Genomic DNA, 23221 nt, shown 5'->3' with positions numbered 1-23221 from the left:
AACAGGAGTCGAACCCGCGACCTACTGATTACAAGTCAGTTGCTCTACCAGCTGAGCTCCCCCGGCACAAAAAATATAATGGGGCCCCGTCCGGGATTCGAACCCGTGTTACCGCCGTGAAAGGGCGGTGTCTTAACCGCTTGACCAACGGGCCATTTTATAATTAATAATTATTCTCAAGAAACATTTTCACATAAGAGGTCTGGCGGAGATGGAGGGATTCGAACCCTCGCACCAGTTTCCCGGCCTACACCCTTAGCAGGGGCGCCCCTTATAGCCACTTGGGTACATCTCCAAAAGAATGGCTCCGCAAGTAGGATTTGAACCTACGACCTACCGGTTAACAGCCGGTTGCTCTACCACTGAGCTATTGCGGAACGTTACGTTCTGTTCGGAACACTTTTATATAGTAGCAACTTTTTTTCTTTCCGTCAATGCTTTTTTAAAAAAGTTTTTAGCGACGATAAGTTGTTTAGTTGCTGTCGTTTTGACGACTTCTATAATTTATCATGCTCCGAAATGAACGTCAACTACTTTTGTAAAAAATCTTTCCGCGACAACGACCACATCGATACTTTTCCGTATTCATGCGTCTTTTCCTTCTATATAATGTACTGCATTTCTCACATTCATAAAGATAGGATTTTTTTTCGTCTTCTTGTCTTCTCGGACTGTATCGGAGCCCACCGTAACGCTCTAACCATTCTTTAAAGTCTTGATCTTGATGGCGGTGTCCCATTCCTGCTAGATGTAAATGATAGTGACACAGTTCATGAATCACAATTCCGCGGAAGACTTTCATGTCATCGATGTATCGTTTATTGAAGTCTAAGTGATGATCGCCTAAGAAGTAGCGACCACCTGTCGTCTTTAGGCGTGGGTTAAAATAAGCTTCATGTCGAAACGATAAGGAAAATACGTCGAGCGAAAGTTGCTCGACGTATCGTTGTAATTGTTCATTCGTCATTTCGGCGGAACCAGCGTCAAACCAATGCGTCCTCGCTCCGGTTCAACATTCGTCACCCATACCGTCACGATATCCCCGACAGCGACAACATCAAGTGGATGTTTGACACGCTTACGACTGAGCTTCGAAATATGGATCAATCCATTCTCTTTCACCCCGATATCAACGAACGCACCAAAATCAAGAACATTACGGATCGTCCCTTGGAATTCCATCCCGACTTGAATCATATCCATCGATAGAACATCTTGACGAAGTAACGGTTTATCGAGTGCTTCTCGCGGGTCACGTCCCGGACGTTGTAACGCCTCGATGATGTCACGTAACGTTGGCTCTCCGATCTCGAGCGTCTGTGCCATCTCCGGTAATGCCAATGTGGACAATTGTTCCCGGAGTGCATCCGTTCCGACTTGATCGAGCGTTAAACCTAGTGTCTTGAATAACCTTTCGACTGTTTTGTACTGCTCCGGATGGATTGGCGTCCGGTCGAGCGGATGCGTTCCATCTAAGATCCGGAGGAATCCAGCTGCCTGTTCATAAGCTTTTGCCCCAAGACGAGGGACTTTCAATAATTCCTGACGCGTCTTGAACGTTCCAAGTTCCGAGCGACGTTCGACGATTTTTTTCGCCGTCGCTTTCGTGATTCCTGCGACGTAACTCAAAAGCGGTTCTGACGCTGTATTGACATCAACTCCGACCTGGTTGACGACCGTTTCGACGACAAAATCAAGCGTCTCCTTCAATTTCGTTTGCGAGACATCATGTTGATATTGACCGACACCAACAGATTGCGGATCGACTTTGACGAGTTCTGCCAGTGGATCCTGCAAGCGACGTGCGATCGAAATTGCGGATCGTTGTTCGACTTGAAGCTCCGGAAACTCCGTTCGGGCAATCTCTGAAGCGGAATAAATACTTGCCCCTGCCTCGTCGACGATCGTAAAGGCAATATCTTTCTGCCCCTTCATCCAATCCGCAACGAATGCTTCTGTTTCCCGCGAAGCCGTCCCATTGCCAATCGCAATCAATTCAATACCATACGTGTCGACGAGCTTTGAAAGGGTTTGGCGCGCTTCTTTCGCTTTTTGCTCTGACATCGTCACGTAGATGACACCGACTTCCTTCATCTCACCCGTCGGATCGATGACCGCCCACTTACACCCCGTCCGATAAGCCGGATCAAGACCAAGCATGACTTTCCCTTTCATCGGTGGCTGCATGTAGAGTTGACGGAGGTTCTTACCGAAGACGTCAATCGCCTGAAGTTCTGCTTTCTCAGTCAGTTCGTTCCGAATTTCTCGTTCGATAGCAGGAAAAACGGATTTTTTATACCCCGTTGTGATTGCCGTTTCGACGATGTCACGTTTCTTTGGCGCCAGTTGTGCATATGAACGAAGTAACGTTGGTAAAACCTGCTGTTCCTCTAATACGACCTTCACCGAGACGATTTTCAACGACTCAGCACGGTTGATCGCAAGAATCCGGTGCGGAACAATCTGTTGAATCCGTTCGTTGTAATCATAGTACTGTGCAAAGACACCTTTTTCATCAACTGCGTCCTTTTTCTGTTTCGTGACGATTTCTGCTGAACGACGTATTTGCTTGCGTATGAACTCACGCACCGTCGCTTGTTCGCCCCACTCCTCAGCGATGATTGATTGAGCTCCAGCAAGTGCTTCTTCCGAATCGAGTGTACCGCTCAAACGCTGAAATGTTGCCTCATCATAGGCAGACTTGTCGCGTAACCAGTCAGCAAGTGGCGCAAGCCCTGCTTCCCGTGCAATTTCCGCCTTCGTCCGACGTTTTGGTCGAAACGGTAAGTAAATATCTTCGACTTGTTGTAAGGTCGTCGCTTCATTGAGCGTTCGACGGAGTTCCGGCGTTAGTACACCTTGTTCCTCGATTTTTTCAAGGACGTCACTTCGTCTACTTTCAAGTTGTGTTAATTGTTTATGTCGATCGAGGATCGCTTTAATCGCGACCTCATCGAGTTCACCTGTCTGTTCTTTTCGGTAGCGGGCGATGAACGGAATCGTACCGCCTTCTTCCGTCAATTGTAAGACTGCCTTCACTTGAGCAGGACGTACATTCAATTCACTTGCGATTCTCTTTTCCATCTGCTTCACCTCTCATTCATTATACCGAAGAATGCATGGAAAAGAAAAAAGACTGACACGAGGTCAGTCTTTTGAGAATACTTCATTTGGTTCAACTTTAATCGCTTCACGTAACTTCTGCAAAGCACGTCGTTGGAGACGGGACACATGCATTTGTGAAATGCCGAGTAGTTCTCCCGTTTCTTTTTGACTCATATTGCGATAATAGGCACATTCGAGGATCGAACGCTCGCGGTCCGTTAAGACAGCAAATGCCTTTTCAAGAATCAGACGCTGATCGACAGAGTCATAGCCATTCTCTTGATTACCAACGAGGTCGAGTAAGGTAACGGTACTACCTTCCTGATCTGCCTCAATCGAGCTATCGACGGAGAGAGCTTGATAACTCTTACCCATCTCGAGTGTTTCAAGGACTTCTTCTTCTGATACTTCAAGGCGAGCAGCAATTTCATCGATACGCGGAGAACGTTGCAACTCCGTCGTCAATTCCTCGACTGCCTTCTTAATTTTCGGACCGAGTTCCTTAATGCGACGTGGAACATGGACGCTCCATGTCTTATCGCGGATGAAACGTTTGATTTCACCGATGATCGTCGGTACAGCAAACGATTCAAAACTGCGACCAAATTCCTTATCGAATCGACGAAGCGCCGCGAGCAACCCAATCATACCGACCTGAACGAGATCGTCATGAATCGGTCGACCACGCGAGAACTTTCGGGCCAAAGCTTCTACCAAGTCTGAATAACGCTCGAGTAATGCCGCATGCACTTCCTCATCTTGGTCGTCCTGCTGATACAAATCAATCAGTCGAAGTACTTCATCATCACTGTGATGGCGTTGTTGAGACTTTGCTGGCACTTTGACCCACCTCATCTCTATTCATATATTTTGTCATATGGACAGTGACGCCGTTCGCTTTCTCGATCGTTACTTGATCCATCAATGCTTCGATCATCAAGATACCGAGTCCTCCTTCATGCAAGGAATCGAGATCGTGTGCGTCCGTAATCGGCTCACTTTGGCGTTTGACCTCATCTTTATCAAACGTAATGCCGTTATCTTTAACGATGATCTCAAGACGATCATCTGGATAGACGTTGCATGTCAAGGCGATACTACCATCTTCTTTTCCTTCGTACGCATGTTGAACAGCGTTTGCACATGCTTCTGAGACAGCGATTTTGATATCTTCGATGTCATCGTACGTATACCCCATTCGGTTCGCGACGCCTGAAACCGTCAAACGAGCGATGGCTACATATTCCGGTTTGGCCGGTAATGTCATGTTCAGTTGTTCGTTCTTCATTGCGTTCCACCTCGTACACCACTATCAATTGTAATGATGCTTGAAAGACCTGTGATCTCGAATAGACGACGGATACGTTCAGAGACGCCAACGAGCGTGAACGATGTTCCGTTCTTTTTCGCTGCTTTGAGGGCACCGACGAACACACCGAGACCTGTTGAATCCATATAATGAACTTCATCCAAGTGCACGATGACATCATTCGTTTCGACTGCTGGGACTAATTCTTGGCGAAGCTTTGGTGCCGTATACGTATCAATCTCACCTGCGATATAAAGATGCGTCTGACCGTCAAGCTGCTCTGTTTTAATTGTTAAATCCATCTTCAAGTTCCTCCTCAAGGAAAATCTGTCTATGTGGTCTTGCTATTCATCCTACCTCTTCCCTTTATAAAAAGGTCACTTGGGTATGTTTCCCCGTAAAGAAAACTTTGAAACCCATTTTTAAAAAAAGAGGTCAAAAAAAGTCGTATACGCTAGTATCGACTCTTCTTGTGTTGCGCTTCTATGTAAGTGCCTAAAAATCAACCAAGCCTAAGCTGATTGCGACGGCACTATTTACTTTCATCATCGTGTCCGGATCTAGATGTGTGACTTTATCCGTCAGACGGCGTTTATCAATTGTACGGATTTGCTCAAGTAAGATGACCGAATCACGTTCTAATCCGTGTCGCTCTCGATATACTTCCACATGGGTCGGTAGTTTGGCTTTGTCGATCTGTGCCGTGATCGCAGCCACGATGACTGTCGGGCTGAATCGGTTACCAATATCATTTTGTAGAACAAGCACGGGACGAACTCCCCCTTGTTCCGATCCGACCACAGGTGACAAATTTGCATAAAACACGTCGCCACGTTTGACTATCAAAGCTTACACCCCGCTTACTTGACGTAGGAGTGAGAACTCCGCCTCCGTTTCAATCTGGAACATTTCGCCTACGATCGATAAATTGATTGCTGCCATTTCTTCGTAACCACGCTTCAATTCCTCACGTAGCTGACGCTTGCGTTCTTCGGTCGTATGATTCGACTTCATCCCAATCGTCTCCTTCGCTACATTTCGCTCAACAAACTGCATTTCCCGTTGTTGGACCAAGATAATGGCACCTCCAGATTCACTGAAACCTTAACGAACGACTCACTTTCTACTTCAATATATCAGTCGAATTCAGAAAATACAATCAAAATTCAAACAAATAACATATTTTTGCCATCTTATTGATGTCTTATGCGAATCACTGACGCGGAACACGTTTCGAGAATTGACAGAGAACTTCATAGTTGATCGTCCCGAGCCAATGGGCCGCTTCCTCGATTGGTGCCCCTTCTCCAATCAAGATGACTTCCGTTCCAATCGGATATTCTCGCGGTAAACGAATCATCAAGCGATCCATACAGACACGACCGACGATTTCGCACGGTAGACCGTCTACAATCAGTGAATAGCCCTGAAACTTGCGTGACCAACCATCTGCATAACCAATCGGAACGGTACCGATCCATTCATCTGTCGGTGCCGTATAAGTCGCTCCGTAACTGATCGTCTGACCCGGTTCGACTTGTTTGACCTGCATCAGACGACTTTTCAGTGAGAACGCTGGTTTTAAAAATTCATAATGTCCTGCCATCTCATCCGACGGCATCGCCCCATATAACGCGATACCGACCCGAACGACGTTAAACGGCGCTTGTCCCGCTAAGCGAATCGCTGCCGCTGAATTAGCACAATGTACGTAACGAATGTCCGGTACTAGCGCGACATAGGATAAAAATGTCTCGAGCTGACGTTCGAACAATCGACTGTTCAGCTCGTCAGCGGTTGCGAAATGCGTATAGATGCCTTCGAGTTCGACAAGATCATCATTACACTCAACCAAAATATGCTTCAACTCATCGACATGCTGCAGTCCGAGTCGCCCCATCCCGGTATCGACCTTGATATGCAAACGGAGATGATCGATTTCCGTCAGATGCCGTTTCGCTTCTTGGAGCCAATCGGCTGAAAAGACAGGAACGGCGACATCGTAATTCGAAGCGACTGGCGCATGCTCCGGCAGTAAAGCTTCAAGCATCAGGATCGGCGCTTGGATACCCGCTTCTCGCAACTCAATCGCTTCTTCAAGGAGCGCAACAGCGAGTAAATCAGCTCCATTTTCAAGGGCAATCTCAGCGACTGTCACTGCACCGTGACCATAGCCGTCTGCCTTGACGACTGCCATCACCTGTTGCTCGCCCATTCGTGTTTTAATTTCGCGTATATTGTGTGCGATCGCTTCCCGATCGATTTCAATCCAAGTTGGTCGATACATCCTAATCCCTCTTCTCTAATAACACTTGCGCAGACGCGTAGTGCTCTGAATGTGTAATCGAGACATGGATGACGCCATTGAATGGTCCGCTCATGATCGGTCGTCCGGTCTCATCGTTTAAAACTTCGACGTCCTGCCAGGAAACCTCTTTTCCGACACCGGTTCCAAATGCTTTAACGAACGCTTCCTTTGCGGCGAAGCGACCTGCCAGGTACTCAATTTGCCGGTGTCCTGAAAGCGATTGAAATCGTTCCTGTTCTGCCTGCGTCAAAATTCTTCCTGCAAAACGTGGCTGTCGCTCGAGCGTTTGCTCGATTCGATTTAGTTCGACTAAATCGATCCCAATTCCATAAATCATCCGAGACGCCTCCACAGTTCTATTCTTCGCCATCTTCATATAGAATGAAGATGAAGCGAGGTGTTGTCATGTTTAGTCGAACGGAAAATCTACAAACGTTCACACGTTCTTATCCGGTCGTTTCGTTGTTCATTTTAATCCAAGTCGCCCTGTTTGTCATCGAACAGTTAGGTGGACTCCTTAATCTGACGTTCTCTCCCTTAAGTGCAGGCGCAGCAATCAATCTCTTAATCGGGCAAGGTGAATGGTGGCGTGTCGTCACGGCCACGTTCTTGCATTATGATTTTTGGCACATTGCGTTCAATACGTTTGCCCTTGTCATCTTTGCTCCACCACTCGAGCGGATGATCGGGCATACTCGATTTGCTGCCTTTTATTTGCTCGTCGGTACGCTCTCGAACGTCTTGACGTACTTCACGAAAATCAATGAACCATTCTATGGACAAGCTGGAGCATCTGGCGCCATTCTTGGTCTGCTTGGTTTTTATGTCTACTTGAGTCGCTTCAAACGGACGGTCATCATGGCAGACGATACACGGCTTGTGTATATCTTCACTGCAGTCACGGCAGTCTTTACGTTACTTGGATCGAACGTCGCTGTCTTCGGTCACTTGTACGGTTTCGTCCTCGGATTCCTTTTCGGATTCGTCTTCGGCAACCGCGCCGTGCCATTCACACGTCCGTTCCAAACGGGTCGTCGGACAAGTGGTGGTCCTGTCTTCGTAAGCGGTTCTGGGCAGTTGGGTCGTATCTTCTTCTATGTCATCATCGCCTTTGCTGTACTCGGATTATTCTTCCGTTACCTGTAAACCAGCATACAAAAAAAGGACTACGCTATATGCGTAAGTCCTTTTTTTGATTATTTGCGTAGAACTTCTGCCAAGTCCTTCACATCATCAATCAAGTTATGGATCGTCTCCTGATTATCCGTATAAAGTGCTTTTAATTCTTCAAAGCGTCCTTTCGGATCTTGTTTGACAGCAGACAATTGTGTTCCTGCGCCACTGAATGTTCGTTTCACTGCCGTGAACTGCGCTTGACGCGTATCTTTATGCAGTAGTGATAAAGTAGCGCCGACAAGTGCGCCACCAAGTGTTGCTACGACAAAATAGTTCTTCTTCATCTGTTAGTCCCCCTGCATCTCACTCATTTGTTGGTGGTACGATTTGATACCGTTTCATGACGGGAGAAGGCGCGAACGACTTCCCTGCCTCTTCAGCATACTGGTCTACCGTGAGACGTTCAACTGATTTTGCATAACGAGCCCCGTCGCTTGTCTCATGGAACTGAATCAATAAGACGAGATCCGTCCCCTTCTCGACACGTCCAATCCGAAAAGCCTGGAAGCCACCATATTCTGCTCCAATGACTTTTGGATTCGACATCACTTGATGTACGAATAAATCTCCGCTATTTTGATCTGCCGGAATCGACCAGTAGAAGAGACTGCCTTCATCCGAAAAATTTCCACGTGATTCGAGCAACGTGTAGGTATTGCCACTTTGAAAAGGTGATTTCGAGTCCGTCTCTATCCAGAGGATAGCGTCACCGCTTCCGCTAGCAACACGAATGTGAGCGTCCCGAGAACGAATTTGTTCAACAAACGAACCGCTACCGAATGTGATCGAAAGTTTAGATGGCATCACAGGCCTCCGCAAGTTGAAAGTCTTTTTCCGTCAATCCATTTTCATCATGAGTCGTCGCCGCAAGTGTGACGTTTTTATAGTCAATCACGATCCGTGGATGATGATTCAAGTTTTCGGCGATACTCCCGACTTCCTGTACGAAATCCAGTGCAGCAGGAAACGATGGAAGTGTATACGTTCGGACGATTTCATCATCGACGATACTCCAATCCTGCAATCGTTCAAGACGCTCTTCCACTTCATACTCATTCAACCTAGCCATCCCTTTCTCCTCCTCTACTATCATTTTCGTCCTATACTTTATACCCCATTCTATTACTTCTCTATACCTGTTTGTATCCGATTTCTTCCTTTCGCCTTCTATGTGAGATAGAGTACAATGTGAAAGAGAACACTAATTCAAAACCGAAAGGGGCTCACGCACATGCGCGCTCTGATTGTCATTGATTACACGATCGACTTCGTTGCTGACGAAGGGAAGCTGACTTGTGGAAAACCAGGACAGGCGATTGAAGACCGGATCGCTACATTGATGGAGGAATTTTCAACAGAGGACTACGTCGTCATTGCCAACGATATTCATGAGGAAGGTGATACGTTCCATCCGGAAACTGTCCTTTTCCCGCCGCATAATATTCGCGGAACACATGGACGTGATTTGTTTGGGAAAGTCGCAGCCATGGCACGTGTCGCTGATCACATCATTGATAAGACGCGTTACAGTGCGTTCGCCGGGACGGACCTTGATTTACGCTTGCGTGAACGTGGTATCCGCGAAGTCCACCTCGTTGGCGTCTGTACGGACATCTGTGTCCTTCATACAGCTGTTGATGCCTACAATCTCGGATATCATATCGTCGTCCATGCCGATGCGGTCGCAAGCTTTAACGCGACGGGTCACGACTGGGCGCTTACACACTTTAAACAATCGATCGGCGCAGAAGTCGTCGGCGAATAAGAAGGGATTTGTCCGTTATGTTACAACGTAATCTTGCACTCCATACCGATCTATACTTACCACGGTGGATGTATATCTACTGGAAAGAAGGACGTCACAATGAACGTGCCGTCTTCGATGTCTACTACCGTTCGAATCCGTTTGCAGGAGGGTATGTCGTCTTTGCGGGTCTTGAGAACATCATCGAGTACATTCAAACACTCCGTTTCACGGAAGAAGACATCACGTACTTGCAAGAGATGATCGGCTTCCCAGATGAATTCAAGGATGAACTGCGTCAATTCAAGTTCAACGGTTCGATTTCCAGTGTCAAAGAAGGTGAGATCGTCTTCCCGAACGAACCATTGATTCGGATCGAGGCACGAATTTTTGAAGCGAAACTCTTACAGACCGCGATTTTGAACATCGCGAACCATGAATCACTCATCGCGACGAAATACGCACGCATTCGTCAATCGGCCCCCCGTGCGAAGTTTCTTGAAGCCGGTGCCCGACGTGCGCAAGGCATCGATGCTGCTTACTTCGGAACGCGTGCTTCGTACCTCGCTGGTTTTGACGTCACGAGTCTTGCTTCAGCAGGACGCGATTTCGGAATCCCATGTGGCGGAACGATGGAACATGCCGACATTCAATTCCATGATGATGAACTAACAGCATTCCGGACATTTGCTTCTCACTATCCGGATCAATCGACGTTACTCGTCGATACGTATGACACACTCAAGAGTGGTCTGCCGAATGCCATTACGGTCGCAAAGGAACTCCAAGCCAAAGGACATAAACTGCGCGGAATCCGAATCGATTCTGGTGACTTATCTTATTTGTCAAAACGTGCTCGTAACATGCTTGACGAAGCCGGCTTCCCAGAAGTCGACATCGTCTTGTCAGGGGATCTCGATGAGTACGTCATCCAAGATTTGCGCATCCAAGGCGCCCAAGCGAATACGTTCCTCGTCGGAACACGTGGTATTACAGCTTACGAGCAACCCGCTCTCGGAATGGTCTATAAACTGGTCGCACGTGAAGTAGACGGCGAACTCACGCCTGTCATCAAAGTGTCCTCGTCAAAAGCCAAGACGACGACACCACACATCAAGGAAGTCTATCGCATCATCGATCCGGTGACGGATAAGTTTAAAGGGGATTACGTGACGTTGATGGATGAGGATCCATCGACACTTGAAGCCGTCGATCTCATCGACGTCCGGGACCCATCGTTCCGTAACCGTGTGGAGCAGTTCAAGGTCGAACGTTTGCTTGAACCGATCTTCAAAGATGGAGAGTTAATCTATACAGTTCCAACGATCGAAGAGATCCGTCACTTCCATGAAACGCAGATTGGTCGTCTTTGGGAGGAGTACAAACGTCTCCGTTTGCCAGAGATCTATGCCGTCACATTCAGTGACCGTCTCTGGAAACTCAAACTCGACATGATTCGGGAAACACGACTCGCGAGTGGTTTAAAATAAGACGCACAAACAAGCGCCGTTCTTCCTCCCTCAGGATGAACGGCGCTTTTCTCATGTTAATCCTGCTTCGTTTCCGACAGGTGTCATTTCTGTTGGCGCTTGTTCCATCTTCTTACGAAAGTACCATGCGAAACCAAGCGCACCTCCGATGAAGACGATATACGTTATGCGTTGACCGAATTCTGCTAAGGAATCCGCGTAAAAAATACTGATTAAATGATCACTTCCACTAATGAGTAGCAAACAGGCAATCAGGAGCGCAATGCGATATGCAAGCGTCGGGCGGTCTGTCGGTTCAGCATGCCAATACATGATGATATGGTGGGCAAGTAAGACAATACCCAGGATTCCTAATATTCCAATGAGTACTTGCGGCATAATGAACGATCCTCCTGTTAGTAATATCTAGTCTTATTTAAACATAGTTCACACGAATTTCGTCAGGAAAAGTTTCCCGTCCCACATTCCTCACGGTATACTGTAGAAAAATCGTAAGCGATCAAGGGAGGGCATTTTTTCATGAAAACCTTTAAATTATGCACATTACGCATTTTAATGGACGAGTCAGGACGTGATACGACGATTCCCGTGGCCATTCAAGACGGACTAACGGTCAGTACCGAACAAACGGCACAATGGGTCGCAGAAATCGTCGTTCCTTCGAGCGATCAGCCGATCGTCGATGAATTGTTCACAAAACATTTACGTGCTTTGATTGAAATCACGATCTCACGACCCGATAATGACCCTGCCGCGATGATCGTCACGCCTCTTGAACGGACTGCCTTAAGCGAACACGTCTCCTATGTCTTCACCGGTAAGATGGTCATGATGAAGAATGATTTATCCGAATCGATCTTACGTGAAGTCGTCGAGGATGGATTCGCTGGCGAGGAACTCGTCCAAGAATACAAGGATCGTCGTTCAAAACGCGGTGCACATATCACGAGTATCGCTAAAGAAACATTTAAACAGTATCTAGCAGAACATCCAGAAACACCGATTTCTTAAGGTTTTTCGACTTCGTCCGTAATGTGATCCGCAACATTGATTCGATCAATCGTATAGTGGTCCGTATATTGGATATAATTCGCACACGCATTTTTCAAAGGTGTCCGGTAACTGAATGTCTCATCAATCGACGATAAGGCTGCTTTGATCGTATGCGAGTGACAGACGATTAAGATTCGTTTCCCCTCATACGTTCGTGTCACTTCCTGTAATGCTTCGAATACGCGATCCTGAATCGCTTGTTCCGTTTCAAGACCTGGAACACGTTTCGTATCGTTCGCTTGAACAGCTTCATAAATCGACGCAACCGGTTCACCGGAAGCGGCACCAAATTCACGCTCGACGAGTCGTTCATCGGTCGCTGTGATCGTCAATCCGACCGCACGTCCGATGATTTCAGCTGTTTCAACAGCGCGGGACAACGGACTCGCTAGCAAGACATCCCACTTTTCATTGGCTAGATAAGCGGCGCTGAGTTCCGCTTGTCTTTTTCCTGTTGCATTCAACGGGATATCTTCTCTTCCTTGGATTCGTTCATTTAAGTTCCAATCCGTCTGACCATGTCGCACTAAACAAATTTCAGTCATGTCTCTGTCTCCTTCATTCAAGAAATATGACTGATTGTATCATGTTTTTCATCGGGAAGTTGTCGCGGTGGCAATAACAACACCTGACAAGTGAAGCGTTCAATTCGTTCGAGAAGTCGTTCAATTTTCAATGGATTTTCGGTCTGTGCAAAACTAGCAAGTGAGTGGGTACCGTTCGGAAAAGAAAACAAACGGACATCAGCTCCGACATCGGCTCCTTTTTCAACGAAGTGAAGAGCTTGGGAAAACGGAACGATTGGATCTTTTTTGCCATGCAGGAGCATGATCGGTGGGGCGTCTGACGAGAGATGCGTCACAGGTGAAACGTGGGTCATGAGCTTGCGCCATTCTTCCCGTCCACCTTTATAAAACTTAATGTGAGCGATCCAGGTCTGAATGAAAGTAAACAATAAAAAATTCGTCGGTGGATATAAGGCAATGACACCACTAATCAATGGCATGTGTCGTTCATCTCGCTCACCAACGAAAGCAGATGGGGCAAGTGCCGTCGTCAGCATGAGTGCAGCTCCGGCTGAGTCTCCCCATACCATCATCCGTCCTCTTAAAATGCGAAGATCATCTGCTTCTTTGTTCAAAAAGCATAAGGCATCCCGTACATCTTCGAGATTATCCGGAAAATAACTGCCTTCTTCAAACAGACGATAATCGATACTACAAACAGCAACCCCAAGTTCAAGCAGGCGATCAACGATCGGGCTAAAACAGAACAGATCCTCGCGCTCTCCACGAACGAATGCGCCACCGTGCGCGTAGATCGCGACCGGAAACGGTCCTTCCCCCGGCGGATAATAGAGATCGAGTTGTAAGGTACGGTCTCCCACTTGTTTGTAAGTGAGTGTCCGCGATGCGAGTTGTTTTTCTGTGATTGGCAAGGCGGGTTCAGTCCATCGAAGTAATGCACCGTAATTGTTCCAGATACTTGCTCCCGCAGCTGCCGTCGTTAGTAGTGCAGCTCCCCCCATTAGCCATGCAGTTTCACGTTTCACTTGATCACCTCCAAAAGACGTACCAATTCCTTCACTTTATTATCCTTTTACCCCGTTTTAAAAGAAGTCGAACGTCTCGGTATTCGTACTTGACGCTTCTCAAACGTTCCGCTATAGTGAAAAAGTCCAAATCGGAATAATTACGTTTTAATAACGGAGGTAACATATAATGAAAAAAATCATTCCTGCTTTAACGGTCGCATTCGCGAGCGCAAGTATCCTCGCAGCTTGTGGATCAAACACCGATTCATCGACTTCAGATGATAAAAAGACGGAAATCTATACATCGACGTTCGCAACAGCTGCCATTGCCCGTGAAATCGGTGGTAATCAAGTCAACGTCAAGATGATCGTCCCACCTGGAGCAGATCCGCACTCCTATGAACCGACGTCAAAGCAACTCACTGAGATTGCCAAAGGTGACCTTTTCCTTTTGACGGGTACGACACTTGAACCCTATTCAAAAAAAATCCAAGAGAGTCTAAAAGGCACGGACGTCCGGTTCATCGAGACGAGTAAGGATGTCACTTTGCTGGAATCGGATGCTACGCTTCACGCACATGAAGAAGAGGGACATACAGAAGATGAGCAGGCGCACGAAGAGGAAGGACACGATCATGGAAAATACGATCCACACGTCTGGCTTGATCCTGTCAACGCCAAAGCAATGGCACGTTCTATCACAGTCGCCTTATCAAAAGAAGTACCAAAAGACAAAGCAACATTCGAAAAAAACTTGAAAGCGTTCGATCAGCAGGCTGACGCACTCGATAAAGAGTTCAAGCAAGCCGTCGCTGACGGATCAAAAAAAGAACTTCTCGTCACACATGCAGCTTACGGTTACCTCGCCGAACGATATGGTTTCACGCAGCTTCCAATCGCCGGAATTTCCCCTTCCGATGAACCCTCACAAAAGCAACTGGCTGCTTTAGTGAAAGAAGCGCGGATGCATGATTTGAAATACGTCGCGTTCGAAGAAACGGTTTCACCAAAGGTTGCGCGTGTCATCCAAAAAGAAATCGGAGCTAAATCCGTGACGATCCATAACCTCGAGTCGGTGACGAAATCGCAGCAAAACAGCTCGTATTTTAAGTTGATGGAAGAAAACGTCCAGACGTTAGAACAGGCACTTCAGTAAAGTACAGTTGACACGCGTTACTCAATGCGGTACGGTAAGAAACGTGTTTTACAACAATTGAATGACTTCTTTTTATCGCGAGAAACGGAGGGACTGGCCCAATGATGTTTCGGCAGCGGACGATTTGATTCGTACTGTGCCAAATCCAGCAAGCGAAAGCTTGAGAGATAAGAAGAGCGTCTTTATTTCATAAAGACCTCCTTCTTTCTTGCGAAGGGGTCTTTTTTTGTATCTTTGAGAAACGAGGTGTCAACAATGAATGAAATGATCACGCCTAACAAATGGGCACTGCTTCCCCTCGTCGTATTTCTGGTCCTCTTCATCGGAGCCGGCATCTTCTATGACGACTTTTACAAATTCCCGATTCTTATCGCTGCTTTGATCGCGCTGATCTTTGCTGCAATCACGACGAAAGGATCGATTAATCAAACGGTTGAACGAATCGCAACCGGTGCCGGAAATCCCGATATCATGATTATGGTCTTCATCTTCTTATTAGCCGGTACGTTCTCTGGAACGGCAGAAGCAATCGGCGCCATTGATGCGACCGTCAATGCTGCCTTAACGTTCCTACCTCCGTCACTCCTGATGAGCGGTCTGTTCGTCATCGCTGCCTTCATCTCGATGGCAATGGGAACTTCGACTGGAACGATTGCTGCACTCGCACCGATCGCCTTCGGTATTCATGAAGCAACAGGCATCAACGTCGCAATCGCAGCAGCGTCAGTCGTTGGGGGTTCGATGTTCGGCGATAACTTGTCGTTCATCTCAGATACGACGATCGCTGCCGTTCGAACGCAAAAAACGAACATGCGTGATAAGTTCCGAACGAACTTCATGATCGTTCTCCCGGCTGCCATCTTGACGGTCATCTTACTCGCATTCGTTTCTGGTTCTGGCGATGCGGTAACGGCTAAAGCATTCGAGTTCTACAAATTGATTCCATATCTCGCCGTCATCGTCCTTGCACTATTTGGTGTTAACGTCATCCTCGTTCTCGTCGGTGGTACATTGCTCACTGGCATCATCGGTATGATTGACGGTAGCTTCGGTTTAAGTGGGTTCGTCCTTTCGATGTCAAAAGGAATGATGGGCATGGCAGAGATTTCAATCTTGACGCTCCTCATGGGTGGTCTCGTCAGTTTGATTACGTTCAACGGTGGAATCGCCTACTTGAAGGAGACGTTGACGCGCAAGATTTCACAGCGTCGCGGTGCCGAATTCAGTATGGCGGCACTCGTCAGTGCAACGAACCTCGCAACGGCGAACAATACGATCTCGATTCTTGTCGCTGGACCACTCGCGGCTGAAATCGCCGATACGTATGAAATCGATCGCAAGAAATCAGCGAGTATTCTTGATATCTTCTCTTGTGGGATTCAAGGTATCATTCCGTATGGGGCACAACTCTTGATCGCAGCAGAGTTGACGAAGACGGCTTCACCGGAACTGATTCCGTATCTGTTCTATCCGTTCCTGCTCTTCGTCTGTGGATCGATTGCCATCATCTTTGGTTTCCCACGTCCGAAGAAATCCGTTGCTCAACAGGAAAAAATCTCTTCTTAACCAACGACAGGTCCGATCATGGTGATCGGACCTGTTTCATTATTTTTTCTGCTTCGCTTGTCGTTCTAAAATCAAATACGCGATTGCTGGAAGTGGAAACTGAAGGAGTCCCGCGCCTCCCCATACCCACGGGTTACGTCCTGATTTTCGTGCACTGAAAAATAGGCTAACTGCTTGCGTGACCAACAAGGCACTAATACTAAGCCAAGCTCCCTTTGATAGCTTTTTATTCTTTTGAGCCATCCTTTCTCCCCCTCTTTCTGACATACAGTCAGATGTGATGAATTCTCTTTTATTTTAACCCATTCTATTCCTCCATGAGCATGGAAACGGACGGTTTTGTTCGTTCGTGCTAAACTAAACGAGCAAATCTAAACTACGTTTTATGAGGAGGAGTAACACATGCAATACGCAAAACTTTCAAACGGTATTACGATTCCCCAAATCGGATTCGGTGTCTGGCAAGTAGACGAAGAAACAGAAGCACCCGCTGCTGTTGCTGAAGCACTACGTGTCGGCTATCGTCATATCGATACAGCTGCTGTCTATAAAAACGAGCGCGGTGTCGCAAAAGGAATCAAAGAAAGCGGCGTGAAACGTGAGGATCTCTTCTTAACGTCGAAAGTCTGGAACGATGATATTCGTGCCGGTCGGACGAAGGAAGCATTCGCAGAATCGCTCGAACGTCTCGAAACAGACTACCTTGACCTCTACCTGATCCACTGGCCAGTCGAAGGCTATATCGAAGCGTGGAAAGCAATGGTTGAACTGTATGAAGCAGGCAAGATCAAAGCGATCGGTGTCTCGAACTTCAAGGAACATCACCTCGATACATTGGCAGAAGAGGGCTTGATGGCACCAATGATCAACCAAGTCGAATTGCATCCACAATTGCCGCAACACGAACTGCACGAATACTTGCAAGATCACAACATCCAAGTCGAAGCATGGAGTCCACTCATGCAAGGGAAATTCCTTGAAATCAATGATTTCAAGGAAATCGCAGAGAAGCATGGTAAGACACCTTCACAAGTCGTCTTGCGCTGGCACCTCGACAACGGTATCGTTGCTCTTCCAAAATCTGTTACTCCAGCACGCATTGCGGAAAACTTCGACGTCTTTGATTTCCAACTCGATGCCGATGATCTTGAGAGAATTGATCGTCTGGCAACGGATGTCCGCCTCGGACCGGATCCAGACGAAATCGATTTTTAATCTAAAGGTTATCGTAAAAAAAGAACGGCTTCCATGTGAAGACGTCTTGCTTCATCTAAACGACGAGAGACCCGTTTCCAGTCGACGACTTGGAAGCGGGTCTCTTTTTTATAGATGATACTAGTCATACGTAATAAATCAAAATCGTATCTTCCGCTTCTTCTGCCTTTTGAAAATAGGCACGCAGATCGGCGAACTGCTCCCAGACATATTCGAATTCGCCCGGTATTCCAGCTTCATCATGAATCGAAGCGAGTGCCCGCTGATCAAAGTTCCGCATCACTTCAGCGGAAATGATCAGAAGCGGTAAAGGAAGAATCCCGACGATCGCCGCTTTCTCTTCATTAACGATTAATTCTTCGCCAACGATCGCTCGTCCCAGGTTGTAATGTGTGTCTTGATCAATATAGATATCGATTTGATTCATCAAATGGTAGATGGCATTCGTTTGTTCGAGGGCAAACAATTGTTCATGGTCGGGTTGTGTCTCATGAATGAATAATATCCAGTCCATGATGATGTGGGGATCGTTTCCGAACGACTCCCAGACCGCATCCGTGACGCGAACGAAATGTACGTTTTCCATTCTCCCCCTCCCTTCTGTACTCTGTATTCCCTTTTTAAATTCGTTCTATACAAAAAAAGAGCCAGATTTCTCTGACTCCCTTTTCTTAGATCGCTTTTTCGTCTTCTTCTGACCCATGCCATGCTTCAAGCGTATGTTTGCCTGGCAAGTTCGGAATCGAGTCCGCATAGAAACGCGGCTCTTTTCCTGCTTTTCGTTGTGTCACGTAATCATCGAGCGCAAGCTTCGCGATTTTTGCGAGGCGGAAAATCGCATACAGATTGACGATTGCCATCAGTCCCATACAGATGTCCGCTAAAGCCCAAACGAGACTAGCCGAATTGACAAGTGAACCGAAGACGATCATGACGAGGACGAGTACGCGGTATGCCATCATGACCTGTTTATTGTCACGGATGAACGTGATGTTCGATTCACCGTAATAGTAGTTTCCAACGACAGAACTAAAGGCAAAGAGGAAGATGGCAAGTGCCATGAATCCTGTCGCAAATGATCCAACTTGTGACGCAAGTGCCCCTTGCGCTAAGTCAATACCGGCTAAGGCATCTCCATCCGCATCTTTTGTCGGAACACCACTGACGAGAACAATCATCGCTGTCGCCGAACAGACCATCAACGTATCAACGAAGACCGCAAACGATTGAATCAACCCTTGTTTAACCGGGTGAGAGACTTCCGCTGTTGCCGCCGCGTTCGGTGCTGAACCCATACCGGCTTCGTTCGAGAACAAACCACGGCGAATCCCGTTCAAGAGTGCTGCACCTACTGCACCACCTGCGAGTGTCTTGAATTCGAATAGACCTTCTTGGAAGATCAATTTAAAAATACTTGGCAGTACTTCAAGATTCGTCGCCATGATATAGAGCGCGATCAGGATATAACCACCGGCCATGATCGGTACGAGGAACGACGCGACGGTTGCAATGCTACGGACGCCACCAAAGATGACGAGTGCCGTCAGCACGACCAGTCCGACCGTAATCCATGTCTCATCAAAGCCATATTGATTTTGAAGAGAAAGCGAGATCGTATTCGATTGAACGGAATTGAAGACAAATCCGAATGAGATCGTAATCAAGACACTAAATAAGATTCCTAACCAACGTTGACCGAGTGCTTTCTCCATATAATAGGCAGGGCCCCCACGCCACGCCTTATCATCACGCACTTTATAAATTTGAGCGAGTGTACTTTCAACGAATGCCGATGCCGATCCGATCAAGGCGATTAACCACATCCAGAAGACCGCTCCTGGTCCACCGAGTGCGATTGCTGCCGCGACACCTGCGATATTACCAGTACCGACACGTGCTGCCGTACTGATCGCAAATGCTTGGAATGGCGATACGCCATCTTTCCCTTTATCCGTTCCTTGGAACAGTAAGCGTAACATCTCCGGGATCATTCGAAATTGAACGAACCGCATCCGGAATGTAAAATAAATGCCTAGTCCAACGAGTAAAACAATTAATACGTTCGTCCATAAGTAATCATTTGCTCGATTTACTAATTTCATCACTTCTTTTTCCATCGAATCTCCTCACTTTCATTCATCTTTTCTCTCTATTTCTATGTAAGTTTTTTTCACATGTGATTTATCATACGCAATTTTTTTTGAAAAATCAAACTCACTTATAACTCAGAACATAAAAAACGTGTTAAACCTCACATCAGATGTCAGGTTTAACACGTTCACATAGTTAATTCTTTTATTAGATGAACAGATTCAGATTAGCACCATCTGTTGCGCCGAGATAACTCGCGACACCACCGTAATCAATGCCGTCGAGGAGTTCTTCTTTCTTAATGCCCATGATATCCATCGACATCGTGCAGGCAATCATGCGGACACCCGCCGCTTGCGCTTTTGCCATCATCGTCTCGAGTGCATCGACTTGTTTATCCTTCATGACTTTTTTCATCATTTTTTGACCAGCACCTGCCATATTCATGTTTGAGAGTGGCAGTTCCCCGGCGTGTTTCGGCATCATCATCCCCATCATCCGCTCAATAGCGGCTTTCTCGACTGCCGGTGCATCCGGTTTTCGAATGATGTTCAAGCCCCAGAACGTAAAGAACATCGTCACTTGCTTCCCCATTGCTTGTGCACCTTGTGCGATGACGAAAGATGCAAGTGCTTTATCCAGATCACCACTAAAGACGACCATCGTCGCATCATCTGCCGGATTGACTTGAACCGGTGTTGCAGCAGGTGTCTCCCCTTGCCCTTTTTCAAGCAAGACCTCAACGACCCCTTGATTCATCTCCGCTGAATGGACTGTGTGTCCTAGTTTTTTCGCCCATGCTTGAACGTCCGGTAAAAATCCCGGATCCGACGCTTTGACAAAAATTTGCTCGCCGTCCGTCATCTGATCGATTTTTGTTTTCAGCTCTAAAATTGGACCTGGGCACTGTAAACCGCACGTATCGAGCAGCGCCACTTGTTCTGGTGAAGTCTTCGTTGTTGGCTCACGTTTCGTTACCGTCACAGCAGTCTCCTCCTTCGCTTGGCTTCGTGCTTCTTGATCACGATGCACGACCGACCATGTTTTGTATCCGCCGCTTAAGTTTTTCACATCATAACCGTGTTGTTGCAACAGTTGACTTGCAACATATCCACGTAATCCGACTTGGCATGTCACATAGATCGTTTGATCCTTCGGCAGATCAGTCAACTTCTCACGTAACGTCGGTAACGAGATATTGACTGATCCCGGAATCGCGCCTAACTCGTTTTCCGATGGTTCACGGACATCGAGTAACAAACCTCCGTTTGCGACGATTTTATCGATTTCGTGCCAATGAACGTTCGCACTGTCACCAAGCACGATGTTCGACGCAATATATCCTGCCATATTGACCGGATCTTTTGCTGAACTATACGGCGGTGCATATGATAGTTCAAGATCTGGTAGATCAAGCACTGTCAATCCACCTTTAATCGCTGTCGCGAGGACATCGATTCGTTTCTCGACACCTGTCATGCCGATTGCCTGCGCTCCGTAGATCGTTCCTTCGATCGGATCAAATAACAGCTTCATCGAAATGGGACTCGCCCCTGGATAGTAACCCGCATGGGATCCCGGATGGAGGTGAATCGCTTCATAACGCATACCGAGCTGACGCAATCGTTTTTCGTTGTTACCGGTAGAAGCGACTGTCAAATCGAAGACTTTCGCTACTGCTGTACCGAGCGTTCCACTGTACCGGACATCGCGCCCGGCAATGATGTCGGCGACGAGACGCCCTTGACGGTTCGCAGGCCATGCGAGCGGCACATGTGTCGCTTCCTTCGTGATAAAATCCTTAACTTCGATCGCGTCACCAATCGCAAAAATCGACGGATCGGATGTCCGCAGTTGATTGTCGACTTGAATCGTCTGTTTGATTCCAAGCGTTAAACCAGCATCTGCTGCGAGCGTGCTCTCCGGTGCGACACCGATTGATAAGATGTTCATCTCTGTCTCAATCACGCGTCCACTTGTCAAGACGACACGACGACCTGCTTTTTCAAAACGAGCGACGCCATCTTCTAGAATCAGCTCGACGCCTTTTGCCCGAAGATGTTCATGAACGATCGCTGCCATTTCCGGGTCGATCGGAGCCATGACTTGGTTTGCCATTTCAACGAGGGTAACGTGTGCCCCACGTTCGACAAGATTTTCTGCCATCTCGAGACCGATGAATCCTCCACCGATGACGACTGCCCGTTCCGGACGTGTCGTATCGACGTATTCTCGCATCCGGTCCGTATCCGGAATGTTCCGTAACGTAAAGACATTTGTTGCATCACTCAGTCCTTTAATGTTCGGACGAATTGGTTTTGCACCTGGAGAAAGAATCAGATGATCGTACGATTCATCGTATTCTTCACCTGTGTCAACGTTACGGATCGTGACAGTCTTCGCTTCACGGTTGATCCGAATCGCTTCCGACAAGTTACGGACGTCTAAATTAAATCGTGCATGCATCCCCTCTGGCGTTTGGACAAGTAATTTATTGCGATCTTTAATGACATCTCCAATATAGTAAGGCAGTCCGCAGTTCGCGAACGAGATCTCTTTTCCGCGCTCGAGCAAAATGATTTCTGCCGTTTCGTCAATCCGGCGTAGTCGTGCCGCTGCCGTTGCGCCACCTGCGACGCCACCTACGATGATCGTTTTCATCTAAATGATTCCTCCTTGAAGTACTATCTGCCACTCAATATACCCTGTTAGGTATGTATTTTCAAGTCAGTTGCTTGCGGCTTCACAGATATGACATATCCCATTCGTTTTGTATTTTCTTCCTATCTGAACGGACATTAGTTGCATTTCCTTCTGAAATGCTTGAAACTAAATCTATAGTATATAAAGGGGGATTTTGCAATGGACCAGGAACGTAACTCGAACGAATCAAACGAGAACAATAAAGTGACACCGATTCACCAAGATCGTCAACCCGAAACAAACGAACAAGGAATCGCGCCACAACAGCAACAACACTTAGAAGCTTTCCAAGCTTTCCTCGTTGAAAAAGGCATTCCAATGGAAGCGCGTGAGAATGAGACACACGTCTTCTTCATGACACAAGAAAAAACACCTGCAGGAGCAGAACCGATGATGATGATCGTCTTCAGTAAGACGACGACAGATGTCGAATTGTTCGCTCGTACGGTGACACACGTACCAGACGGTGTCGAGGATCTTCCGATTCTTAATGCCATTAACGATTTCAACCAAGAGTTCAAATACTTCCGCGTCGTTCTCGATAGCGACCGTGATGTCACGATCGCATCGACAATTGATCTGGATCACGGCTTCAATCCAGCAGCGATCTTCGGACATTCTGTCATGATGTTCCAAGCATCGGACGAAGTCTATACGTATTTGACAAAACTGTATGAACAGTTCTGATTTTTGATTTTGGACGGCTTTGGATTCTTATTCCAAAGCCGTTTTTTATTTAAGTTCAATTAAAAATATGAATTATTCTCCTTA

At 47.1% G+C, this 23221-nt stretch carries 27 protein-coding genes, 3 tRNA genes and 1 riboswitch; of the genes, 8 read left to right on the top strand and 22 right to left on the bottom strand.

Annotation, left to right across the window (positions count from 1 at the left end; all coding sequences use genetic code 11):
• Positions 1-79: 79 nt before the first annotated feature.
• The 12 genes from B3M90_RS01230 to acpS all read right to left on the bottom strand — a co-directional run bounded on the left by B3M90_RS01230 (position 80) and on the right by acpS (position 7059).
• Positions 80-154, bottom strand: a tRNA-Glu gene (locus B3M90_RS01230).
• A gap of 49 nt (positions 155-203) precedes the next feature.
• Positions 204-295, bottom strand: a tRNA-Ser gene (locus B3M90_RS01225).
• 7 nt (positions 296-302) lie between these two features.
• Positions 303-377: transfer RNA gene (locus tag B3M90_RS01220), tRNA-Asn, on the bottom strand.
• 149 nt (positions 378-526) lie between these two features.
• Entirely contained in the window at positions 527-967 is a 441-nt protein-coding gene (locus B3M90_RS01215; RefSeq protein ID WP_290753372.1) for a SprT family protein, read from the bottom strand.
• A complete protein-coding gene (locus B3M90_RS01210) occupies positions 964-3084 on the bottom strand; it encodes a Tex family protein (protein ID WP_290782256.1) in 2121 nt (706 codons plus the stop codon). The genes B3M90_RS01215 and B3M90_RS01210 overlap by 4 nt, the downstream gene beginning before the upstream one ends.
• 63 nt (positions 3085-3147) lie before the next feature.
• A complete protein-coding gene (gene sigB, locus B3M90_RS01205) occupies positions 3148-3945 on the bottom strand; it encodes an RNA polymerase sigma factor SigB (RefSeq protein WP_023469620.1) in 798 nt (265 codons plus the stop codon).
• Positions 3911-4393, bottom strand: coding sequence for an anti-sigma B factor RsbW (rsbW, locus tag B3M90_RS01200; protein ID WP_035412210.1), 483 nt, complete (start codon positions 4391-4393; stop codon positions 3911-3913). The genes sigB and rsbW overlap by 35 nt, the downstream gene beginning before the upstream one ends.
• Entirely contained in the window at positions 4390-4716 is a 327-nt protein-coding gene (locus tag B3M90_RS01195) for an STAS domain-containing protein (protein ID WP_029342841.1), read from the bottom strand. The genes rsbW and B3M90_RS01195 overlap by 4 nt, the downstream gene beginning before the upstream one ends.
• 193 nt (positions 4717-4909) lie before the next feature.
• Positions 4910-5260: a type II toxin-antitoxin system PemK/MazF family toxin gene (locus B3M90_RS01190; protein ID WP_023469623.1), complete on the bottom strand. Its 351-nt coding sequence runs from the start codon at positions 5258-5260 to the stop codon at positions 4910-4912.
• A gap of 3 nt (positions 5261-5263) precedes the next feature.
• Positions 5264-5488: a hypothetical protein gene (locus B3M90_RS01185; RefSeq protein WP_023469624.1), complete on the bottom strand. Its 225-nt coding sequence runs from the start codon at positions 5486-5488 to the stop codon at positions 5264-5266.
• A gap of 139 nt (positions 5489-5627) precedes the next feature.
• Positions 5628-6701, bottom strand: a complete 1074-nt coding sequence (gene alr, locus B3M90_RS01180; RefSeq protein WP_214856621.1) for an alanine racemase — start codon at positions 6699-6701, stop codon at positions 5628-5630.
• Position 6702: 1 nt separating this feature from the next.
• Positions 6703-7059, bottom strand: a complete 357-nt coding sequence (gene acpS, locus B3M90_RS01175) for a holo-ACP synthase (RefSeq protein ID WP_056059916.1) — start codon at positions 7057-7059, stop codon at positions 6703-6705.
• Between the two features lie 68 nt (positions 7060-7127).
• Here acpS and B3M90_RS01170 point away from each other — a divergent pair, with 68 nt between their 5' ends.
• Positions 7128-7868 carry a rhomboid family intramembrane serine protease gene (locus B3M90_RS01170; protein ID WP_290782253.1) on the top strand — a complete coding sequence of 247 codons (741 nt, stop codon included), beginning with the start codon at positions 7128-7130 and terminating at the stop codon, positions 7866-7868.
• A gap of 50 nt (positions 7869-7918) precedes the next feature.
• Here B3M90_RS01170 and B3M90_RS01165 read toward each other — a convergent pair whose 3' ends face one another.
• Genes B3M90_RS01165 through B3M90_RS01155 form a run of 3 tightly spaced genes read right to left on the bottom strand, consistent with a single transcriptional unit; the run spans position 7919 to position 8967 of the window.
• Positions 7919-8182: a hypothetical protein gene (locus B3M90_RS01165; protein ID WP_035412200.1), complete on the bottom strand. Its 264-nt coding sequence runs from the start codon at positions 8180-8182 to the stop codon at positions 7919-7921.
• Between the two features lie 19 nt (positions 8183-8201).
• A complete protein-coding gene (locus tag B3M90_RS01160) occupies positions 8202-8702 on the bottom strand; it encodes a hypothetical protein (protein WP_035412198.1) in 501 nt (166 codons plus the stop codon).
• The gene (locus B3M90_RS01155; protein ID WP_035412195.1) at positions 8692-8967 is read right to left on the bottom strand and encodes a 4a-hydroxytetrahydrobiopterin dehydratase; all 276 of its coding nucleotides are present in this window, start codon (positions 8965-8967) and stop codon (positions 8692-8694) included. The genes B3M90_RS01160 and B3M90_RS01155 overlap by 11 nt, the downstream gene beginning before the upstream one ends.
• Positions 8968-9129: 162 nt before the next feature.
• Here B3M90_RS01155 and B3M90_RS01150 point away from each other — a divergent pair, with 162 nt between their 5' ends.
• Both B3M90_RS01150 and B3M90_RS01145 read left to right on the top strand, forming a co-directional pair.
• The gene (locus B3M90_RS01150) at positions 9130-9663 is read left to right on the top strand and encodes a cysteine hydrolase family protein (RefSeq protein ID WP_035412192.1); all 534 of its coding nucleotides are present in this window, start codon (positions 9130-9132) and stop codon (positions 9661-9663) included.
• Positions 9664-9680: 17 nt separating this feature from the next.
• Positions 9681-11132, top strand: coding sequence for a nicotinate phosphoribosyltransferase (locus B3M90_RS01145; protein ID WP_035412190.1), 1452 nt, complete (start codon positions 9681-9683; stop codon positions 11130-11132).
• Between the two features lie 51 nt (positions 11133-11183).
• Here the strand turns inward: B3M90_RS01145 and B3M90_RS01140 are convergent, their stop codons facing one another.
• Positions 11184-11510, bottom strand: a complete 327-nt coding sequence (locus B3M90_RS01140) for a hypothetical protein (protein WP_029342848.1) — start codon at positions 11508-11510, stop codon at positions 11184-11186.
• 141 nt (positions 11511-11651) lie between these two features.
• On the opposite strand from B3M90_RS01140, the gene B3M90_RS01135 reads away from it, so the two are divergent.
• Positions 11652-12143 (top strand): YwpF family protein, encoded by a 492-nt coding sequence (locus B3M90_RS01135; protein WP_035412187.1) that lies wholly within the window; start codon positions 11652-11654, stop codon positions 12141-12143.
• Here the strand turns inward: B3M90_RS01135 and B3M90_RS01130 are convergent.
• Positions 12140-12730 carry a histidine phosphatase family protein gene (locus tag B3M90_RS01130; RefSeq protein ID WP_290782251.1) on the bottom strand — a complete coding sequence of 197 codons (591 nt, stop codon included), beginning with the start codon at positions 12728-12730 and terminating at the stop codon, positions 12140-12142. The genes B3M90_RS01135 and B3M90_RS01130 overlap by 4 nt on opposite strands.
• Positions 12731-12747: 17 nt before the next feature.
• On the bottom strand, positions 12748-13737 hold the full coding sequence (locus B3M90_RS01125) for an alpha/beta hydrolase (protein WP_290782249.1): 990 nt from the start codon (positions 13735-13737) through the stop codon (positions 12748-12750).
• Between the two features lie 169 nt (positions 13738-13906).
• Here B3M90_RS01125 and B3M90_RS01120 point away from each other — a divergent pair, with 169 nt between their 5' ends.
• Together B3M90_RS01120 and B3M90_RS01115 are read left to right on the top strand one after the other, a co-directional pair.
• Positions 13907-14875 carry a metal ABC transporter solute-binding protein, Zn/Mn family gene (locus tag B3M90_RS01120; RefSeq protein WP_214856628.1) on the top strand — a complete coding sequence of 323 codons (969 nt, stop codon included), beginning with the start codon at positions 13907-13909 and terminating at the stop codon, positions 14873-14875.
• Between the two features lie 69 nt (positions 14876-14944).
• Positions 14945-15049, top strand: a riboswitch (SAM riboswitch).
• An 81-nt stretch (positions 15050-15130) separates the two neighbouring features.
• Positions 15131-16441 carry a Na+/H+ antiporter NhaC family protein gene (locus tag B3M90_RS01115; RefSeq protein ID WP_290757300.1) on the top strand — a complete coding sequence of 437 codons (1311 nt, stop codon included), beginning with the start codon at positions 15131-15133 and terminating at the stop codon, positions 16439-16441.
• Between the two features lie 39 nt (positions 16442-16480).
• On the opposite strand, the gene B3M90_RS01110 is transcribed toward B3M90_RS01115, so the two are convergent.
• Positions 16481-16684 carry a hypothetical protein gene (locus tag B3M90_RS01110; protein ID WP_035412176.1) on the bottom strand — a complete coding sequence of 68 codons (204 nt, stop codon included), beginning with the start codon at positions 16682-16684 and terminating at the stop codon, positions 16481-16483.
• Between the two features lie 159 nt (positions 16685-16843).
• Here B3M90_RS01110 and B3M90_RS01105 point away from each other — a divergent pair, with 159 nt between their 5' ends.
• Entirely contained in the window at positions 16844-17656 is an 813-nt protein-coding gene (locus tag B3M90_RS01105; protein WP_056059907.1) for an aldo/keto reductase, read from the top strand.
• Between the two features lie 124 nt (positions 17657-17780).
• On the opposite strand, the gene B3M90_RS01100 is transcribed toward B3M90_RS01105, so the two are convergent.
• The 3 genes from B3M90_RS01100 to B3M90_RS01090 all read right to left on the bottom strand — a co-directional run bounded on the left by B3M90_RS01100 (position 17781) and on the right by B3M90_RS01090 (position 22408).
• Complete coding sequence (locus tag B3M90_RS01100) at positions 17781-18242, bottom strand: hypothetical protein (protein WP_290782246.1); 462 nt, start codon at positions 18240-18242, stop codon at positions 17781-17783.
• 85 nt (positions 18243-18327) lie between these two features.
• Positions 18328-19773, bottom strand: coding sequence for an alanine/glycine:cation symporter family protein (locus tag B3M90_RS01095; protein WP_290782244.1), 1446 nt, complete (start codon positions 19771-19773; stop codon positions 18328-18330).
• A 181-nt stretch (positions 19774-19954) separates the two neighbouring features.
• Positions 19955-22408 (bottom strand): CoA-disulfide reductase, encoded by a 2454-nt coding sequence (locus B3M90_RS01090; RefSeq protein ID WP_290782242.1) that lies wholly within the window; start codon positions 22406-22408, stop codon positions 19955-19957.
• Between the two features lie 201 nt (positions 22409-22609).
• Between B3M90_RS01090 and B3M90_RS01085 the strand changes: the two genes are divergently transcribed.
• On the top strand, positions 22610-23137 hold the full coding sequence (locus B3M90_RS01085; protein WP_023469644.1) for a YbjN domain-containing protein: 528 nt from the start codon (positions 22610-22612) through the stop codon (positions 23135-23137).
• Positions 23138-23221 lie beyond the last annotated feature (84 nt).

Origin of the sequence: Exiguobacterium sp. UBA6309, from assembly GCF_002439205.1 — a bacterium.
Taxonomy (GTDB): Bacteria; Bacillota; Bacilli; order Exiguobacteriales; family Exiguobacteriaceae; genus Exiguobacterium_A.
Note: the sequence above shows the minus strand (reverse complement) of the source record. Positions and strands in the feature narration are given on the sequence as shown.

What these genes read in the sequence shown, in the direction of transcription:
- B3M90_RS01215 (WP_290753372.1), bottom strand. Translation starts at nt 967, where the DNA reads ATGACGAATGAACAATTACAACGATACGTCGAGCAACTTTCGCTCGAC.
- B3M90_RS01210 (WP_290782256.1), bottom strand. Translation starts at nt 3,084, where the DNA reads ATGGAAAAGAGAATCGCAAGTGAATTGAATGTACGTCCTGCTCAAGTG.
- rsbW (WP_035412210.1), bottom strand. Translation starts at nt 4,393, where the DNA reads ATGAAGAACGAACAACTGAACATGACATTACCGGCCAAACCGGAATAT.
- B3M90_RS01195 (WP_029342841.1), bottom strand. Translation starts at nt 4,716, where the DNA reads ATGGATTTAACAATTAAAACAGAGCAGCTTGACGGTCAGACGCATCTT.
- alr (WP_214856621.1), bottom strand. Translation starts at nt 6,701, where the DNA reads ATGTATCGACCAACTTGGATTGAAATCGATCGGGAAGCGATCGCACAC.
- acpS (WP_056059916.1), bottom strand. Translation starts at nt 7,059, where the DNA reads ATGATTTATGGAATTGGGATCGATTTAGTCGAACTAAATCGAATCGAG.
- B3M90_RS01170 (WP_290782253.1), top strand. Translation starts at nt 7,128, where the DNA reads ATGTTTAGTCGAACGGAAAATCTACAAACGTTCACACGTTCTTATCCG.
- B3M90_RS01165 (WP_035412200.1), bottom strand. Translation starts at nt 8,182, where the DNA reads ATGAAGAAGAACTATTTTGTCGTAGCAACACTTGGTGGCGCACTTGTC.
- B3M90_RS01160 (WP_035412198.1), bottom strand. Translation starts at nt 8,702, where the DNA reads ATGCCATCTAAACTTTCGATCACATTCGGTAGCGGTTCGTTTGTTGAA.
- B3M90_RS01155 (WP_035412195.1), bottom strand. Translation starts at nt 8,967, where the DNA reads ATGGCTAGGTTGAATGAGTATGAAGTGGAAGAGCGTCTTGAACGATTG.
- B3M90_RS01150 (WP_035412192.1), top strand. Translation starts at nt 9,130, where the DNA reads ATGCGCGCTCTGATTGTCATTGATTACACGATCGACTTCGTTGCTGAC.
- B3M90_RS01145 (WP_035412190.1), top strand. Translation starts at nt 9,681, where the DNA reads ATGTTACAACGTAATCTTGCACTCCATACCGATCTATACTTACCACGG.
- B3M90_RS01140 (WP_029342848.1), bottom strand. Translation starts at nt 11,510, where the DNA reads ATGCCGCAAGTACTCATTGGAATATTAGGAATCCTGGGTATTGTCTTA.
- B3M90_RS01135 (WP_035412187.1), top strand. Translation starts at nt 11,652, where the DNA reads ATGAAAACCTTTAAATTATGCACATTACGCATTTTAATGGACGAGTCA.
- B3M90_RS01130 (WP_290782251.1), bottom strand. Translation starts at nt 12,730, where the DNA reads ATGACTGAAATTTGTTTAGTGCGACATGGTCAGACGGATTGGAACTTA.
- B3M90_RS01120 (WP_214856628.1), top strand. Translation starts at nt 13,907, where the DNA reads ATGAAAAAAATCATTCCTGCTTTAACGGTCGCATTCGCGAGCGCAAGT.
- B3M90_RS01115 (WP_290757300.1), top strand. Translation starts at nt 15,131, where the DNA reads ATGAATGAAATGATCACGCCTAACAAATGGGCACTGCTTCCCCTCGTC.
- B3M90_RS01110 (WP_035412176.1), bottom strand. Translation starts at nt 16,684, where the DNA reads ATGGCTCAAAAGAATAAAAAGCTATCAAAGGGAGCTTGGCTTAGTATT.
- B3M90_RS01105 (WP_056059907.1), top strand. Translation starts at nt 16,844, where the DNA reads ATGCAATACGCAAAACTTTCAAACGGTATTACGATTCCCCAAATCGGA.
- B3M90_RS01100 (WP_290782246.1), bottom strand. Translation starts at nt 18,242, where the DNA reads ATGGAAAACGTACATTTCGTTCGCGTCACGGATGCGGTCTGGGAGTCG.
- B3M90_RS01095 (WP_290782244.1), bottom strand. Translation starts at nt 19,773, where the DNA reads ATGGAAAAAGAAGTGATGAAATTAGTAAATCGAGCAAATGATTACTTA.
- B3M90_RS01090 (WP_290782242.1), bottom strand. Translation starts at nt 22,408, where the DNA reads ATGAAAACGATCATCGTAGGTGGCGTCGCAGGTGGCGCAACGGCAGCG.
- B3M90_RS01085 (WP_023469644.1), top strand. Translation starts at nt 22,610, where the DNA reads ATGGACCAGGAACGTAACTCGAACGAATCAAACGAGAACAATAAAGTG.